Origin of the sequence: Panacagrimonas sp. (assembly GCF_965216805.1) — a bacterium.
Classification (GTDB): Bacteria; Pseudomonadota; Gammaproteobacteria; order Nevskiales; family Nevskiaceae; genus Panacagrimonas.
Genome location: NZ_CBDCGN010000002.1, coordinates 1596135 through 1611432 on the forward strand (window position 1 = coordinate 1596135; position 15298 = coordinate 1611432).

General features: G+C 63.2%; 14 protein-coding genes and 3 tRNA genes. 6 read left to right on the forward strand and 11 right to left on the reverse strand.

Annotated features, from left to right (window positions below; genetic code table 11):
* Window positions 1-42 precede the first annotated feature (42 nt).
* Window positions 43-1590: a ShlB/FhaC/HecB family hemolysin secretion/activation protein gene (locus ACOOHP_RS07640; protein WP_420465856.1), complete on the forward strand. Its 1548-nt coding sequence runs from the start codon at window positions 43-45 to the stop codon at window positions 1588-1590.
* A gap of 76 nt (window positions 1591-1666) precedes the next feature.
* Here the strand turns inward: ACOOHP_RS07640 and ACOOHP_RS07645 are convergent, their stop codons facing one another.
* Window positions 1667-2248, reverse strand: coding sequence for a DUF1134 domain-containing protein (locus ACOOHP_RS07645; RefSeq protein WP_420465857.1), 582 nt, complete (start codon window positions 2246-2248; stop codon window positions 1667-1669).
* A gap of 112 nt (window positions 2249-2360) precedes the next feature.
* On the opposite strand from ACOOHP_RS07645, the gene ACOOHP_RS07650 reads away from it, so the two are divergent.
* Together ACOOHP_RS07650 and ACOOHP_RS07655 are read left to right on the forward strand one after the other, a co-directional pair.
* Complete coding sequence (locus tag ACOOHP_RS07650; RefSeq protein WP_420465858.1) at window positions 2361-3344, forward strand: MlaD family protein; 984 nt, start codon at window positions 2361-2363, stop codon at window positions 3342-3344.
* Window positions 3341-3934, forward strand: coding sequence for an ABC-type transport auxiliary lipoprotein family protein (locus ACOOHP_RS07655; RefSeq protein ID WP_420465859.1), 594 nt, complete (start codon window positions 3341-3343; stop codon window positions 3932-3934). Before ACOOHP_RS07650 ends, ACOOHP_RS07655 begins: the two co-directional genes overlap by 4 nt.
* Before the next feature lie 26 nt (window positions 3935-3960).
* Here the strand turns inward: ACOOHP_RS07655 and ACOOHP_RS07660 are convergent, their stop codons facing one another.
* The 4 genes from ACOOHP_RS07660 to metG all read right to left on the reverse strand — a co-directional run bounded on the left by ACOOHP_RS07660 (window position 3961) and on the right by metG (window position 8594).
* Window positions 3961-5109, reverse strand: a complete 1149-nt coding sequence (locus ACOOHP_RS07660; RefSeq protein WP_420465860.1) for an acyl-CoA dehydrogenase family protein — start codon at window positions 5107-5109, stop codon at window positions 3961-3963.
* 153 nt (window positions 5110-5262) lie between these two features.
* Window positions 5263-5898, reverse strand: coding sequence for an endonuclease III (gene nth, locus ACOOHP_RS07665; protein ID WP_420465861.1), 636 nt, complete (start codon window positions 5896-5898; stop codon window positions 5263-5265).
* Entirely contained in the window at window positions 5895-6530 is a 636-nt protein-coding gene (locus ACOOHP_RS07670; protein WP_420465862.1) for an RnfABCDGE type electron transport complex subunit B, read from the reverse strand. The genes nth and ACOOHP_RS07670 overlap by 4 nt, the downstream gene beginning before the upstream one ends.
* 12 nt (window positions 6531-6542) lie before the next feature.
* Window positions 6543-8594, reverse strand: coding sequence for a methionine--tRNA ligase (gene metG, locus ACOOHP_RS07675; RefSeq protein ID WP_420465863.1), 2052 nt, complete (start codon window positions 8592-8594; stop codon window positions 6543-6545).
* Window positions 8595-8596: 2 nt separating this feature from the next.
* Here metG and ACOOHP_RS07680 point away from each other — a divergent pair, with 2 nt between their 5' ends.
* A complete protein-coding gene (locus tag ACOOHP_RS07680; protein ID WP_420465864.1) occupies window positions 8597-8941 on the forward strand; it encodes a hypothetical protein in 345 nt (114 codons plus the stop codon).
* A 26-nt stretch (window positions 8942-8967) separates the two neighbouring features.
* Here the strand turns inward: ACOOHP_RS07680 and ACOOHP_RS07685 are convergent, their stop codons facing one another.
* Both ACOOHP_RS07685 and ACOOHP_RS07690 read right to left on the reverse strand, forming a co-directional pair.
* Entirely contained in the window at window positions 8968-10068 is a 1101-nt protein-coding gene (locus tag ACOOHP_RS07685) for a fatty acid desaturase family protein (protein WP_420465865.1), read from the reverse strand.
* A gap of 16 nt (window positions 10069-10084) precedes the next feature.
* Window positions 10085-11158: a ferredoxin reductase gene (locus ACOOHP_RS07690; RefSeq protein ID WP_420465866.1), complete on the reverse strand. Its 1074-nt coding sequence runs from the start codon at window positions 11156-11158 to the stop codon at window positions 10085-10087.
* A 95-nt stretch (window positions 11159-11253) separates the two neighbouring features.
* Here ACOOHP_RS07690 and fabR point away from each other — a divergent pair, with 95 nt between their 5' ends.
* Window positions 11254-11943: an HTH-type transcriptional repressor FabR gene (gene fabR / locus ACOOHP_RS07695; protein WP_420465867.1), complete on the forward strand. Its 690-nt coding sequence runs from the start codon at window positions 11254-11256 to the stop codon at window positions 11941-11943.
* A gap of 51 nt (window positions 11944-11994) precedes the next feature.
* Here fabR and ACOOHP_RS07700 read toward each other — a convergent pair.
* The 4 genes from ACOOHP_RS07700 to ACOOHP_RS07715 form a co-directional block, all read right to left on the reverse strand.
* Window positions 11995-12069: transfer RNA gene (locus ACOOHP_RS07700), tRNA-Lys, on the reverse strand.
* Between the two features lie 113 nt (window positions 12070-12182).
* Window positions 12183-12258, reverse strand: a tRNA-His gene (locus tag ACOOHP_RS07705).
* An 82-nt stretch (window positions 12259-12340) separates the two neighbouring features.
* A tRNA-Pro gene (locus ACOOHP_RS07710) sits at window positions 12341-12417 on the reverse strand.
* Window positions 12418-12618: 201 nt separating this feature from the next.
* Window positions 12619-13854, reverse strand: coding sequence for an OmpA family protein (locus ACOOHP_RS07715; protein WP_420465868.1), 1236 nt, complete (start codon window positions 13852-13854; stop codon window positions 12619-12621).
* Between the two features lie 179 nt (window positions 13855-14033).
* Between ACOOHP_RS07715 and prfB the strand changes: the two genes are divergently transcribed.
* Window positions 14034-15129 (forward strand): peptide chain release factor 2 gene (gene prfB, locus ACOOHP_RS07720; protein ID WP_420465869.1). Its coding sequence is split into 2 segments (ribosomal slippage): window positions 14034-14105 and window positions 14107-15129, totalling 1095 coding nucleotides; the frame shifts between segments, so codons are not numbered across the junction.
* The last annotated feature ends 169 nt before the right edge of the window (window positions 15130-15298 follow it).

Sequence of the window (15298 nt, forward strand, 5' to 3'; positions counted from 1 at the left end):
GCGGCGCTCGACATCAAGATTTTTTTTTACGGGAAGAGATTCATGCCTATCGCCTTACCGCCGCCGCTGCCCCCGATGCAGGGCTCGGCCGAAGTTATCCAGCAGCAGGGTTCGGCTTACGTCACCGCCGCGGTGCAGGGAGTCAACCTGCACGTGATCGGCCCGAACGCCGTGAGCCAAAGCGATCTGGAGGCTGCCATCACCGCCTCGCAATCGATGTCCGATGCGGTGCGCCTTGTGCAAGGGCTTTACTACGCGGCCGGCTATCCCGGCGTGCAGGTGACCTATGCGCTGGTCGAGCCCGACCTCTACGTTCTGGTCAAGCTGGGCGCTGTCAGCAAGGTCGAAGCGCCCGCACCGTACGACCGTTACCTGGCCGGTGTGGCCGGTGCGGAGCCGTTGACCGATGACGCCTTGGAGCCCGGTCGCACGCTGGCCTCGCTGCATGCCGACCGCGCCGGCCAGACCGCCACGCCTAGCTTCATTGCCGACGAAGCGGGCAGCATGGTGCTGAGGGTCGAGCCTCACGACGGCGCGCCCAAGCGCAGTTTCGTCGGCGCCGAGTTCGGCAACCCGGGCAACCGCTTCGTCGGCCGCCACTTCCTCGACTACTTCGCGACGACCTCGCTGACCACCGGCGACGAATTCCGCGCCACCGGGCGGCATGTGCTTGAAGGCTTGTCGGACGATCGCGGCGCCAAGGGCTACCACGAGCATTCTCTGGGCTGGAGCCGGGTCACGCCCTGGGGGCTGTTCGGGCTCAGTGGTCGCTATGTCGGCTACCAACAGAATCTGGAAATCCCCGGGTTCCCCGACCTGATTTCGTTTGATGGCGATATCCGGCAGGCGGAACTGGGGTGGACCTACCTGCTCGCGGCAGACTTTACCAGCCGCTGGACTATCGGAGCCAAGGCCGATTACACGCGTAAGGATTTTTCAGTCACCGAAAGTGACGAGTCGGTCCAGCGCCAAGAGTATGGGTCGGCTGAAATCTCCACCGATTACACCACCGCCCTGCGGCCGCTGGGCGTGCAGACCGAACTCGGAGGCTCGATCGCAGTTCGCTCGGGCCTGGGTGACGACGAGACCGACGACCCGTTCACCGCGGCCGACCTTGGTTACCTGTTGTATCGGCCGACCCTGAGCGCGCGCGCCTATCTGCACGAGTGGCTGACCCTTTCTCTGGTCGCGACCGGACAGATCACCAGCGATGCCCTGCCCGAGCAGCAGCAATGGGTGATGGGTGGCGTCGGTAACGTCGAAGCGTATCTGCCCGGCGTGGCCTCGGGCGACACCGGTGGCATCGCGCGGCTGCAGTTCGAACTCAAGGGGCTCACCTTGGGTGCGGCGACGATCAAGCCGCGACTGTTTGCCGAATACGGCGTTGCGCGGTTCGAAGAAGCGGTGTTCGGACAACCCACCGGGACGCAAGCCATCGGCGACGGCGGTGTGTCTCTGGTCATGGGCCTTGGCCCCAACTTCGAGGCTGCGGTGTCTTACGCCGAGTCGTTCAGCGAAGAGGACATCGACCAGGAAATCCTCGACGACGCCGATGCCAATGTGTTCTTCCGCGTTGGCGCCAAGTTCTGAAGTCGGCAGAAGATCGGTGCAAAGAAAAGCCCGGACCGAGTCATCGGTCCGGGCTTTTCAAGTAATGCCGGCAGACTCAGAACGGCAGCCAGGACTCCTTGCGGGTGTAGTGCAGATAACCCACGTTGGCGCCAGCGCGCAGGCCAACGCCGGTGCGGATCGGCGCCAGCGTGATCTCGCCGCTCTTCTGATAGTTCACGCCCACGCCCGCTACGAAATACAGGCTGCCCTCGACGCCGGGATAGCGCTGGAACAGGTCCTGGGTGTTGCGCAGCTTGTAGACCAGGGTCATCACCTTGGAAGCGTTACCGCCGAAGTCCCAACCGATCGAAGGCCCTTGCCAGAACACCGGCATTGACGCGCCGTCGTTGTAGGTCAGATCGCCGCGACCGTAGCGCAGTCCGACGCCAATGGCACCGCTGGCCTCCTCGCCGACGATATAGGCAACCGGGCGGCCCTGCTCGGCGAATACCCGTTCGATCACCTTGGCCAGTCCTTCGGTGGTACCACCGAAGAAGTTTTCGGCCACGCTGTAGATCTCCTCGGCGGTGTAGCCCTCCTGGTTCACCGGCTGGTCCTGCGGCTTCACTTCTTCGGCGAATGCGGCAGGCAGCCACATGAACAGGACCAAGGAAAGAGTCGGGGCGATACGGGACATGAGGTGAACCTCCGCGGTTGAAAGTCGGGGTGAAAACTGTCGGCTAGCGTGGACGCAGGCCATGACCCAGCGCTGAACGCACGCGCGCAAATCGCTCTGCTACGCTCGCGCCATGATCTCATCACGCGCGAACCTTGCCATCGTCGGTGGTTTCGTCCTGGCGGTGCTCGCCAGTCTGGTGGTGGCGCTGGCGTTTCTCGCCGGCCGCACCGGCGCCACCGATTCCTACTACACCGAATACGCCAACGTTGCCGGACTCAAGTTTGGCTCGCAGGTGGTATTCGAAGGGTATCCGGTCGGGCAGGTCGAGCGCATCGTGCCCGAGCAGGACGCCGGGGGGCAGACCCGCTTCCGGGTGGAGCTTTCGGTGGCACGGGGCTGGAAGATTCCGGAGGACAGCGTGGCCCGACCGGTGTCGCCGGGTGTGCTGTCGCCGCAGAACATCAGCATCGCAGCCGGTGACAGCAAGACCTTGCTGAGCCCGGGCGCACGCATCACGCCGGCGGGCGGCGTCGACGTCCTGTCTTCGATTTCGAGTGCCGCAGGCAATTTCGACGAGCTGACCGACACCGGCTTGCTGCCGCTGCTGGAAAATCTGAACAAGCAGGTTTCGATCTTCGGCGAGTTGCTCGATCAGCAGTTGCGCCCGATGGTCGGCGACCTTCGTGTGATCACCGCCGCCACGGCGGAGAGTTGGCCGACCATCGCGCGCGAGGCGGCGGTGGCAACGACCAATCTGGCACAGGTCTCCGACCGCGTGGATCGATTCATGTCGCCGCAGCGCATCGGCGCGGTGGATCGTCTGATCGCCAACGTTGATCGCACTTCGGAAAGCCTCCGCAACGCCTCTGAAGAACTCAACACCCTGGTCAATGCCGGCGGTGACGATCTGCTGGTGGGACTGCAGGAATTCCGCTATGTGATGAGAACCATGGCGCACTATGCCGAGCCCATCGGCGAGGACATCGATCTGACCACACGCAACTTTCGCGATTTCTCCCGCCAGCTGCGGCAGAACCCGGGCGTGATCCTGCGTGGCTCGCAGTCGCCGCCCGATCCGCTGGCACCTGTGGCGCCGTTGCCGGAGGCGCCATGATCCGCGTTGCAGGAGCGTTTGCGCTGGCGTGGTTGCTGACGGCCTGCGCAGCAAGGGCTCCCTACACCGACCGTTATTACCATCTCGACAGTGCAATGGCGGAGGTCGCGGCGATGGCCGACGCGCCGCACGTGATGCTGGAACCGTTCGACGCACATGGTCTGTACGCAGAGCGCCAGTTGATCTATCGCCGGCCCGAAGGCAAGGGCGCGCTGGAACAGTTCGGCTACTTGTTCTGGTCGGAGCAGCCTACGCGGATGCTTACCGATGGGCTCGAAGCGAGCTTGCGTGCCGCGTTCGGCGACCAGCGTGTGCACGGTCGCCGCAGCCGTCAGCGAGCGGCGTACATCGTCAAGCCGCGGTTGCGGCGGCTTGAATTTCACTTGCAACCGGAAGGCGCCAAAGCGGAGTTTGCGGCTGACTTTGTTGTCACCGATGAGGCGCTGGAGCCGCTCCTGGTCGTGCGCTTTGCGCAGACCCGGCTGTTGTCGGCGCCCACCGCAGAGGCGTTTGCCGACATGGCGGGCCAGTTGGCGGCACAGGCCAATCGCGAACTGATCGAGCAGCTCGCTGCCGAGTTCAATCGCTGATCGTCAACGCCTCTTGGGGCACCTGTTCAACCGCGGCCCACCAGACTGCGTCCGATCACTTCCTTCATGATCTCGGACGTGCCGCCGTAGATGCGCTGGATGCGCGCATCGGTCCAGTAGCGTGAGATCGGGTACTCGCTCATGTAGCCGTAGCCGCCGAAGAGCTGCAGACAGGCATCGGTCACCCGGCCTTCCATTTCGGAAGTGGACAGCTTGACCATCGCCGCCGTCGCCACGTCGAGCTGCTTCTCCGCATACAGGCGTGCGCACTTTTCCACGAACGCCCGATGGACCTCGATCTCGGTCTTGATTTTGGCCAGCTCGAAGCGCGTGTTCTGGAACGAGGCGATGGCTGCGCCAAAAGCCTTGCGCTGGGTGACATATTCCAGCGTGCGCTCCAGTGCTCCCTGCGCGTGCGCAACCGCCATCGCGCCCAGCACCAGGCGCTCGCGCGGCAGCTCGTCCACCAGGTGACCGAATCCTCCGCCGGGCTTGCCGAGGATCTCGTCGGCCGGCACACGGACGTCGTCGAAAAACAACTCCGAGGTGTCGGCTGCGTATTGACCGACCTTGTCGAGGTTGCGACCGCGGCTGAAGCCGGGAAGGCTGGTCTCCAGCGTGAACAGCGTGGTGCCGCGCGCGCCCAGCTTGGGGTCGGTTTTGGTCGCCAGAATGACCACACCGGCGTTCTGGCCGTTGGTGATGAAGGTCTTGGAGCCGCTGATGCGGTAATGCCCGTCGCCGTCGGGCAGTGCGGAAGTCTTGATGCTCTGCAGGTCGGACCCGGCGCCGGGCTCGGTCATGCCGATGGCGCCGATGCATTCGCCACGGGCCATGCGCGGAAGGTAATTGCGTTTCTGCGTCTCGCTACCCAGGTGCAGAATGTAAGGCGCAGCGATGTCGGAATGCACCGAAAGATTTGACGCCAGCGCCATGAAGCCCATGCGCGAAGCCTCCTCCAGCACCGCCACCGAGAATTCGAAGGGCGCGCCCATGCCGCCGTACTCCTCCGGCTGGTCGACGCATAACAGGCCGTGCTCGCCCATCTTGAGATACAGCTCCGGCGGTACCCTGCCGTCCTTTTCCCACCGCTCGTAATGGGGTTCCACTTCTTCCGTGAAGAAACGCTTGACGTTGTCCCGGAAGAGTTCGAGTTCGGGAGATGGGCTGCTCATGGGTTGGGATCGATGGTTATGGACGGGATCATCTGGTCACGGTCGACACGAATTCCTCTGACGAGGTCCGCACTGTGCGGAAGATACTGCAGCAAGGGTTGTGCGTTGATCTCGCACGTGTGCGCGCCGCTGGCGCCGACTGGTCGAGGGCTTCTACAAGTGTATCTTCTGCCGGTACTCGCACAAATCTGCGATCGGGCAGCGCCCACATTCCGGTTTCAACGCCTTGCACACATAACGTCCGTGCAGGATCAGCCAGTGATGGGCGTCGCGTTTGAACTCGTCCGGGGTGAATTTCAGCAATCGGTCTTCCACCGCACGCACGTCCTTGCCGGGGGCGAGTCCGGTGCGGTTGGCGACCCGGAAGATATGCGTGTCCACTGCGATGGTAGGTTCGCCGAAAGCCGTGTTGAGCACGACGTTGGCCGTCTTGCGGCCGACACCGGGTAGCTTTTCCAGGGCTTCGCGATCTCGTGGCACCTCGCCTGCGTGCTCGCGCAGCAGCATCCGGCACAGCGCGATCACGTTTTTTGCCTTGGTGTTGAACAGTCCGATGGTTTTGATGTGCTCGCGCAACCCTGCTTCGCCCAGCGCCAGAATCTGCGCTGGCGTGTTGGCAACCGGGTAGAGCTTTGCCGTGGCTTTGTTGACCGACACGTCGGTGGCTTGCGCCGACAGTACCACCGCTACCAGCAGTTCGAATGGCGATGCGAATTTCAGCTCCGTGGTCGGTGCCGGGTTGGCGTCTCGCAGACGCGTGTAGATTTCGCGCCGCTTGGTCGGGTTCATGGTTGACGTCGGGGCTGATCTCGGGCGCGCGCCAGGGCGGCGGCAACGGGGTCGTACGCCGCCTTGGCTTCCTTGCGCCGATGGCGCTCGACCCCAGCCTGTTGTGCGCGCCGTGCCAGCCTGGAGTTGCGTGCGTTGTAGCGCTGGCGGTAGTGCGCCGCGCGCTGATAGGCCGCAGGCGCCGTGGGGATGTCGATCATTTCGATGCAGTCCACCGGGCAGACGGGCAGGCACAACTCGCATCCGTTGCACTCGGCGGCCATCACCGTATGCATCAGATTCATGGCGCCGACGATGGCATCGACCGGGCAGGCTTGAATACATTTGGTGCAGCCGATGCAATCGGCCTCCACCACGCGCGCCACGGTCTCTACGGATTTCTCGACGCCGCGGGAGGGGTCTAGCGGCAGCTTCGGTCGGTGCAGCAGCTCCGCCAACCGCGCGACGCCGGCGTCGCCTCCGGGCGGACAGCGATTGATCTCGGCGCGGCCGCTCGCCAGGGCTTCGGCGTAAGGCCGGCACGCAGGGTAGCCGCAGCGCGTGCATTGGGTCTGCGGCAGTAGTGCGTCCAGCCGGTCAGCCAGCGTAGCGTCGCCTGGGCTGTCGTGCGGCGGGGCTGCGGCACGGGCCAACGCCGTTCTCCTTCACTTGATTCGCATGCCCGCTTGCGCCCCGGAATCGGGGGCCAGCAGGTAGGGTCCACCGTGCCCGTCGCTGGCGGCGAGCACCATGCCCTCGCTGATGCCGAATTTCATCTTGCGTGGGGCCAGGTTGGCGACGCACAGGGTCAGTCGCCCGACCAGCTGTTCCGGCTTGTAGGCAGCCTTGATGCCGGCGAAGACCTGACGCTCGCCGAGCGGCCCCAGGTCCAGCCTGAGGCGCAGTAGCTTGTCGGCACCCTCAACCGGGTCGGCACTGGCGATGCGCGCGATGCGCAGGTCGACCTTGCCGAAATCGTCGATGGTGATGGATTCGGTGGCGTGTGATGGTGCTGCAGCAGTGGGCGTCGTGGATTGCTTTGCCGCTTTCGCCGGGGCGGGTTTCTCGGGTGCGGGCTCGCCCGCCGACTCGGCGGCCATCATGGCGTCCACCTGCTTTTGCTCGACTCGCGTGATCAGGGCTTCGTAGGGACGGATACTGTGACCGAGCAAGGGCTTGCCCAGATCGCTCCAGCTCAGCGGTGCAATGCCCAGAAAGCTTTCGACCTTGGTCGCAGTGCCCGGGAGCACCGGTTTCAGGTACAGCGCGATCTGGCGGAAGACGTTGAGAAAGGTGGTGCAGATCTGATGCAGGCGATCGCGCTGATCGGGATCTTTGGCCAGGGTCCAGGGCGCCAGCTTCTGGATCTCCGCATTGGCATCGTCTGCCATCAGCATGATCTCCCGCAGCGCAGCGGCGTAATCTCCGGCCTCGTACAAGGTGCGCAGGGTGTCCGCTTCCGAGGCCAGGTCGTCGAACAGGCTGCGGTCATGCATGGCCAGCGCCAGGCGACCCTCGAACAATTTTTCGATGAAGCCGGCGCAGCGGCTGGCGATGTTGACGAACTTACCGACCAGGTCGCTGTTGACACGGGCCTGAAAGTCCTTGAGATCGAGATCGAGATCGTCAATGCCGCTGCCGAGCTTGGCAGCGAAATAGTAGCGCAGGTATTCGGGGTCCAGATGATCGAGCCAGGTGCGTGCGCGCACGAAGGTGCCGCGGCTCTTGCTCATCTTGGCGCCGTTGATCGTCAGATAGCCGTTGACGTGCAGCTTGGTCGGCGTGCGATGTCCCGAGCCTTGCAGCATCGCCGGCCAGAACAGGCCATGAAAATTGACGATGTCCTTGCCGATGAAATGATGCAGTTCGGTCCCGGCACCTGCATTCCAGTAGGCATCGAAATCGCCGCCGGTGGCATCGGCATACGCGCGGTGGCTGGCCATGTACCCGATGGGGGCGTCGAGCCAAACATAGAAGAACTTGCCCGGCTCGCCGGGGATGGCGAAGCCGAAGTACGGCGCATCGCGTGAAATGTCCCAGTCCTTGAGACCTGCATCGAACCACTCGCGCAGCTTGGCCTTGACCGAAGGTTGCGCGACGTCGCCTTCCAGCCAGGTCTGCAGGAAGCTCTGGAATTTCCCCAGTTCGAAGAAGAAATGTTCGGAGTCGCGCATCACCGGCGCTACGCCGGATACCACCGATCGGGGATTCTTGAGATCGGTCGGCGAGTACGCAGCGCCGCAATGCTCGCAGTTGTCGCCGTACTGGTCGGCCGTGCCGCACCTGGGACATTCGCCCTTGATGTAGCGGTCGGGCAGGAACATGCTCCGCGCCGGATCGTAGAGCTGCTGGATCGAGCGGCGCGCGACGTAACCGCCTTCTTTCAAGCGCGTGTAGATCAGCTCGCTGAAATATCGGTTTTCTTCGGAGTGGGTGGAATGGTAGTGATCGAAATGCACGCCGAAATCATGGAAGTCGCGCGCGTGTTCGGTTTGCACCGCGGCGATGAATTGCTCGGGCGTGACGCCGGCTTTTTCTGCCGCCAGCATGATGGGGGTGCCGTGGGCGTCATCGGCGCAGACGTAGGTCGTCTGATTGCCGCACAGGCGCTGAAATCGGACCCAGATGTCCGCCTGCACATACCCGACCATGTGGCCCAGATGCAGCGGGCCATTGGCATAGGGCAGGGCATTGGTGACGAGGAGGTGACGGGTCATCGGTGAGCCGGGTCGAGGGAATTCGCGAATTATCTCACGGCGCGCCCGCAGGGTTCAGAACGGATTCAGCCCTGCCTGGCGATGATCGTTCGATCCGCCTGGAGATCGTCACCATGAAGTCTGCTTCCGTTACTGCGCTCAGCTTGGCTGTGCTGCTGACACTCGCGTCCGGTTATGCGCTAGCGCTGTCCTCTGCTGCCGTCACCGAGGCAGCGGATGTGCAGCCCTTGCAGGTGGCCGCCTGGGATGACGATGACCGGGATGACGATGACGATGACGATGACGATGACGATGACGATGACGATGATGACGATCACGACGACGAAGACGACGACGATGATGATTGAGTCGTCCGGCGCCGCTTCCCCACGTTTTAGCCCGTAGTGGCTATTGCCTGGGGGCTGGCTGACCCAGGCCGGCTGGGCAGTGCATGGCGCAAGATGCGCCATATCACCTGGCCAAACTGGATCGACAGGCGTCCGCTGTTGTACGGCACTTGGTAGCGGGCGCAGATCGCCTGGACCTCGGGCGCGATACGGGCGTAGCGGTATGACGGCAGATCGGGGTACAGATGGTGCTCGATCTGATGGCTCAGGTTGCCGGACATGAGGTGGAACAGGCGTCCGCCCTTGAGATTCGAGGAGCCCAATACTTGGCGCAAGTACCAATGCGGTCGACTCTCGTTTTCCACTGAGCTACGCGGAAAGATATGCACCTGTGCGGTGAAGTGACCGCAGAAGATGATCAGGTAGGTCCACAGGTTGCGCAGGATGTTGGCCACAAAGTTTCCCGCCAGCACCGGCAGAAAAAACGGCCCGGCCAGCAAGGGAAACAATACGTAGTCCTTGAGAATCTGCTTGCGCATCTTGCGTGCGACCGGTCGCCATTCGCGGGCCAGCTGTTGTCCGGTCTTGCGCCCCGAAAAATAACGTCCCAACTCCAGATCCTGGATGGCGACGCCCCACTCGAACAGCAGCGCGAACACGATCGCCACCAGCGGCTGTGCCAGGTAGAACGGACGCCAGCGCTGTTCGGGAAACAGGCGCAACAGCCCGTAACCAATGTCGTCGTCCATGCCACGCACATTGGTATAGGTGTGATGCTTGAAGTTGTGCGTCTTGCGCCAGTTGTCGCTGGTGCCGGCAATGTCCCATTCGTAGGTCTTGCCGTCGATATGCGGGTCGCGCATCCAGTCGTACTGGCCATGCATGATGTTGTGGCCGATCTCCATGTTCTCCAGGATCTTGGAGACCGCCAGCAGCAGGGTACCCAGCAGCCAGAACGGCGGGAACAGGCCGAGGAACAGCAGTCCGCGACCGATCGCCTCGGCATAACGCTGAACGGCGATCACGCGACGGATGTAGCGCGCATCTTCACGGCCCACCTGCGCCTGGGTGCGGGCACGCAGGGCGTCGAGCTCGGCGCCGAATCCTCGCAGTTGTTCCGGGCTGAGCTGTGGATAGCTTGCGGACATGTTTACGGTCTCTATCTCAAAGATCCAGGCTGAGGTCGGATTGCGCCAGGCTTGAACACAGACGCAGGGCCTGACTGGGTTCGGCATCGGCAGCGCCCGATCGCAGGTCGCGGACGACCCCCCTGGTCTTGGCGCACGCGCAGCTGTTGCAGATACCCATGCGGCAGCCGTGCGGCGGTCGCAGGCCATGCGCTTCCAGTGCGTCGAGCAGCGGCAGATCGCATCGGACTCGTAGCGAGCGGCCGCTGCGGAGCAGGGCGACATTGACTTCGCGATCGTCGCCGGCCGGCGCCGGCAGGGGTGTGAAGGCTTCGGAACGGAACTGCGAAGTTCGACCGGCCAGCATCGAACGCGCCGTCTCGACGAAACCATAAGGGCCGCAGGCGTAAACATGCTGCGAGTGCCAGTCCGGGCGCAGGGTCTGCAGCAGTTCGGGGCTGATGCGGCCCCGCGGTTGATCTACGCCCGCGCCTTCTCCGGTGAGCAGGAAATGGCAGCGCAGTCTTGGGTCGCGTCGGCTGCGCTCACGCAACTCGTCGGCGAAGCACAGGTCGTCGGCGGTACGGGCCCAATACAGCAACTGTACCCGACGCGGGCCGAGGTCCGGTTCCAGGCTGCGGATCAGACTCATCATCGGCGTGATGCCGCTGCCGGCGGCGAGCAAGGTCCAGTCCTGGCCGGTCGCGCTCGACCAGTTCATTTCGCCGAACGCGACACCAAGCTCCACCACTTCGCCGACGCCGCTATGCCGGCACAGATGGGTGCTGAGCTTGCCGCCGGGGACATGCCTGACGGTGATCGACACGCGGCCGTCGCGACGATGGGCATCGCTGAAGCTGTAGCTGCGCGTCACCCGCGCGCCGTCGATCACCGCAGTGAGGTTGAGGTGTTGGCCGGGCAGGAAACCGCGGAAGCGGCGGTTGGGTTTGAGCACCAAGGTGACGGTTTCGCGCGATTCGCGCCGGCGCGAATCCACAGTGGCCAAGCAGCGCGTGGATGACCAGCGAGGATTGATCTGCGCCAACCAGAAATCGATGACGGCGGGGCTGAATACGGCGGCGGCATTCGAAGCCCTGAGGGCGAGCGCCATGTCGTTCTTCGGTGAGGATTTGCGTCGTACTATAGCAATAAAAGTACAGATGTCTATACATATGTATAATAATATTCGCGCCTATCATCTGTCCCATGACTCGCCCCCCCAAAGCGTTGCCCGTCGCCCGCACGGAACGCGCCGACGCTGCCCGTGCCGGACGGCCCAGCGTGATTTCGCGTGAGAGTCTGATCGCGGCGGCGCTGAAGCTGGTCGGGCCGCATCGCAGCGTGTCCTCGCTGAGCCTGCGCGAGATCGCACGAAAAGCCGGTATTGCCCCGAACAGTTTCTATCGGCATTTCCGCGATACCGACGAGCTTGCCATTGCACTGATCGATCTTGCCGGTCGCAGCCTGCGCCAGATCATCGGCGAAGCACGCCATCGGGCCGTTGCTGGGCGCAGCGTGATACGCAGCTCGGTGGAGACGTTTGTCGAACAACTCGACGCGGAAGAAAAATATCTGCACGTACTGCTGCGCGAGGGCAGTGTCGGCTCGGACGCGTTCAAGCGCGCTGTGGAACGTGAACTGCAGTTTTTCGAGCACGAGTTGCAGCTCGATCTGGTTAGGCTGGCGGAGCTTTCGAGCACGCCGATCGCCAGACCCGAACTGGTCGCCAAGGCGATCACTCGGCTGGTGTTTGCGATGGGCGCTAACACGATGGACCTGTCGCCCGAACGACGTGGCCCGGTCCTCGATCAAACGATCGTCATGTTGCGGATGATCGTGACCGGCGCGCAGACGATGGCGAAGTCGAAGTCGGACACAACCGGCCCGGAACGCTGACGAAGGGACTTCCGGCGTGAAACGCGGCGGCAGCCGCGGAGGGTACGAAAGTGGTGGGTTGCCAGGGACTCGAACCCCGAACCTACTGATTAAGAGTCAGCTGCTCTACCATTGAGCTAGCAACCCTTTCGTGCCATGACCCTCAACCGGAGGGCTATGAATTGTAACCGCTGCGGCTCTGGGCAGGGCGGCGTCAACGCCTGCGTTCCGCGCGCCGAAGTCGCTGATTTACTCGAAAATGGGGTGACCGACGGGGCTCGAACCCGCGACAACCAGGATCACAACCTGGGACTCTACCAACTGAGCTACGGCCACCACAGGGGCGCGAAGTCTACCGATTCCGCATCGATCAATCCAGACGTAGAGACGACGGTCGACCAAACCAAACCGACCGAAATGGTCGGGGTAGAGGGATTCGAACCCCCGACATCCTGCTCCCAAAGCAGGCGCGCTACCAGACTGCGCTATACCCCGACGAACCGAAATCATCTTTGGCCTGGATCGACGGCGCGCGGATTATCGAGTGCCGGCTGCGTGCGGTCAAAGCTTCGATGCACAGTCTCGGCCGCCGCCGGCATTGCAGCTGCTGTTTGCGGCACTCAGCGGCTGGGCATCAGCGCATAAGAAGAGCCGCACCGAAGTGCGGCTCTTGGGCAACGACTGCAATACCGGTGCTTACTCTGCCGCGGGTGCTTCCTCCGCGGCAGGCGCCGTTTCGGCAGGAGCGGCATCGGTGGTTTCGGCGGTGCCACCAGTCACGGTCAGTTCCACACGACGGTTGAGCTCACGGCCTTCGTCGGTTTCGTTGTCGGCCACCGGGGTGGACTCGCCGTAACCCTTGGAGGTCATGCGGGCCGGCTCGACGCCCTTGTCTTCGAGGTAGTCGACGACCGCAGCCGCACGCCGTTCGGAGAGCTTCTGGTTGTACTCGTCGCTGCCCCTGGCGTCGGTATGGCCGCCGATCTCCACCGTCACCGTCGGTGCGGTGCTCAGTGCCTCGCTCACGCTGTCCAGAATCGTGCGTGCGTTGGCGGTCAGCGAGGACTTGTCGAAGTCGAAGTTGACGCCGCGCAGCACGATGGTGTCGCCGGCAGCGCAACCTTCCAGGGTTACCGGCTGGCCCGGCTCCGGAGTCTTGCACTCGGCTTTCGGCAGCGGGCATCCGACCGCGTCGACCGGCTCGCCGGCGGGCGTGCCCGGGCACTGGTCGAGATCGTCGGTGACGCCGTCGCCATCGCTGTCCGCGGGTGGCTGCACCGGCACCACTTCCACCGGCTCCGGTTCCGGCGGGGGAGGCGGCTGCGGTTGGGCCCCGATGGGAATCAGGAAGCCGAGGTTGGCCACCACGTCGCCAAACTCGTCTTCGTTGCCGGAGCCGAGCTGGGGTTCATCGTGGAAGTCCATTCGGTAGCGTGCTTCGGCGCGCAACGACCCGTGGTTGAGCCAGCTGAAAGGCCCGAACAGGTAGCCGAGTCCGGCATCTCCAAATACGGTTTCGTAATCGACCTCACCGCTGGAGGGATGATTGTCGCCCTCGCCGTAGTGCGCGCCGACCAGGCCGTAAAACGCCTGGCCCGCGCCGGAGGCAAACGGGAAGACCAGTGCGGTCAGGCCCGCACCCCACTGCTCAAGGTTATCGGCTTGCTGGCCGCCAGAGTTGAATTCGCTATAGAAACCGCTCAATTCCAGGCTGAAGTAGCGCGAGAGCTGCTTGCCGATACCCAGGGCGCCGCCCCAGCCGTCGTCGGTGTCGCGCTTCTTGTCTTCCCAGGTATGCGAACCCATGGGCGAAATGTAGAACCTTCCGGCAATGGCCTCGTTGGCCTTCGACAGATCCGTTTCGTCCTGAGCCAGGACAGGTAATGCGGTGGCCGAGGCAAGCACAAGGCCGGCCAATGCAGCTCGTTTCATGAAGACACTCCCCTTCAGATACAGCAGACGGTCATTAGGAATTTGAGGGCGGACACATACCGGCCGATATGCCGCTTGCCTCTGATTTTTTAGCATGCGGGCGATGGCGTGACAACCTTGCAAGTCGCGACCTTAGGGCAGATGGCCGCTATAATTCGCGCCCTTTTCGTGGGTGGACCATGGAACCTCAGCAGATCAAGAGTGAGATCACAGCCCTGCGAGCGCGCTTCACTGCGCTCCGGGGCTATCTTTGACTACGACACCAAGCGTGACCGCCTGATCGAGGTCAAGGCCGAACTGGAGAGCAACGAAGTCTGGAACGATCCTCAGCGTGCGCAGAATCTCGGTCGCGAGCGGGCTCAGCTGGAGGCAGTGGTCGAACGGCTGGACCAGGCCGAGGCCGCCTTGCGCGACGCCGCGGAGTTGCACGAGATGGCCGAGATGGAAGGCGATGCGGGCACTCTGCAGGAGATCGCCGAAGATCTGGAAGCGCTGAACCGCCGGGCCACCGACATGGAGTTTCGCCGCATGTTCAGCGGCGAGATGGACGATCACAACGCTTACCTGGACATCCAGTCGGGTGCCGGCGGCACCGAAGGCCAGGATTGGGCTGCGATGCTGCTGCGCATGTACACGCGCTGGGCGGAAGGCAAGAGCTTCAAGGTCGAGCTGATGGAACGTTCCGACGGCGAGGTGGCCGGCATCAAATCGGCCACCTTGTACATTCAGGGCGAGTACGCGTACGGATGGCTGCGCACCGAAACCGGCGTTCACCGTCTGGTGCGCAAGTCGCCGTTCGACTCCGGCAACCGGCGCCACACCTCCTTCGCTGGCGTGTTCGTGGCGCCCGAGGTCGATGACGACATCGATATCGAGATCAACCCGGCCGATCTTGAGGTCGACACCTTCCGCTCCAGCGGTGCCGGCGGCCAGCACGTCAACAAGACCGAGTCGGCGATCCGCATCAAGCACGTGCCGTCCGGCATCGTGGTGGCCTGCCAGACTCAGCGCAGCCAGCACGCCAACCGCGATAGCGCGATGAAGATGCTCAAGGCCAAGCTTTACGAGGCGGAGCTGCAGAAGCGCAACACCGAAAAGCAGAAGCTGGAAGACTCCAAGGCCGACATCGAGTGGGGCAGCCAGATTCGTTCGTACGTGCTCGACCAGTCTCGCATCAAGGATCTGCGCACCGGCGTTGAAATCGCCGACACGCAGAAAGTGCTGGACGGGTATCTGGACCCTTACATCGAGGCCAGTCTCAAGCAGGGGCTGTGACCCAACGTAAAAACCTTAATGTCAGAGGAATCACGCAATCGAGCAGCGATCAAAGCTGCGGCGGCTAAGAGATGCGCAATGGTGCAACAGGCGCTTTTCTGAAGCGCGCCGCTGCCGTTGGTGTTTCCCCCTCTTGTCCCTTGCGTCTTTGCGCCGTTCTCTGCGCCTT

Excerpts from the sequence above, each read along its gene's own strand:
- ACOOHP_RS07660 (WP_420465860.1), bottom strand. The coding sequence starts at position 5,109 with ATGAGCAGCCCATCTCCCGAACTCGAACTCTTCCGGGACAACGTCAAG.
- ACOOHP_RS07655 (WP_420465859.1), top strand. The coding sequence starts at position 3,341 with ATGATCCGCGTTGCAGGAGCGTTTGCGCTGGCGTGGTTGCTGACGGCC.
- ACOOHP_RS07715 (WP_420465868.1), bottom strand. The coding sequence starts at position 13,854 with ATGAAACGAGCTGCATTGGCCGGCCTTGTGCTTGCCTCGGCCACCGCA.
- ACOOHP_RS07640 (WP_420465856.1), top strand. The coding sequence starts at position 43 with ATGCCTATCGCCTTACCGCCGCCGCTGCCCCCGATGCAGGGCTCGGCC.
- metG (WP_420465863.1), bottom strand. The coding sequence starts at position 8,594 with ATGACCCGTCACCTCCTCGTCACCAATGCCCTGCCCTATGCCAATGGC.
- nth (WP_420465861.1), bottom strand. The coding sequence starts at position 5,898 with ATGAACCCGACCAAGCGGCGCGAAATCTACACGCGTCTGCGAGACGCC.
- fabR (WP_420465867.1), top strand. The coding sequence starts at position 11,254 with ATGACTCGCCCCCCCAAAGCGTTGCCCGTCGCCCGCACGGAACGCGCC.
- ACOOHP_RS07650 (WP_420465858.1), top strand. The coding sequence starts at position 2,361 with ATGATCTCATCACGCGCGAACCTTGCCATCGTCGGTGGTTTCGTCCTG.
- ACOOHP_RS07685 (WP_420465865.1), bottom strand. The coding sequence starts at position 10,068 with ATGTCCGCAAGCTATCCACAGCTCAGCCCGGAACAACTGCGAGGATTC.
- ACOOHP_RS07690 (WP_420465866.1), bottom strand. The coding sequence starts at position 11,158 with ATGGCGCTCGCCCTCAGGGCTTCGAATGCCGCCGCCGTATTCAGCCCC.
- ACOOHP_RS07645 (WP_420465857.1), bottom strand. The coding sequence starts at position 2,248 with ATGTCCCGTATCGCCCCGACTCTTTCCTTGGTCCTGTTCATGTGGCTG.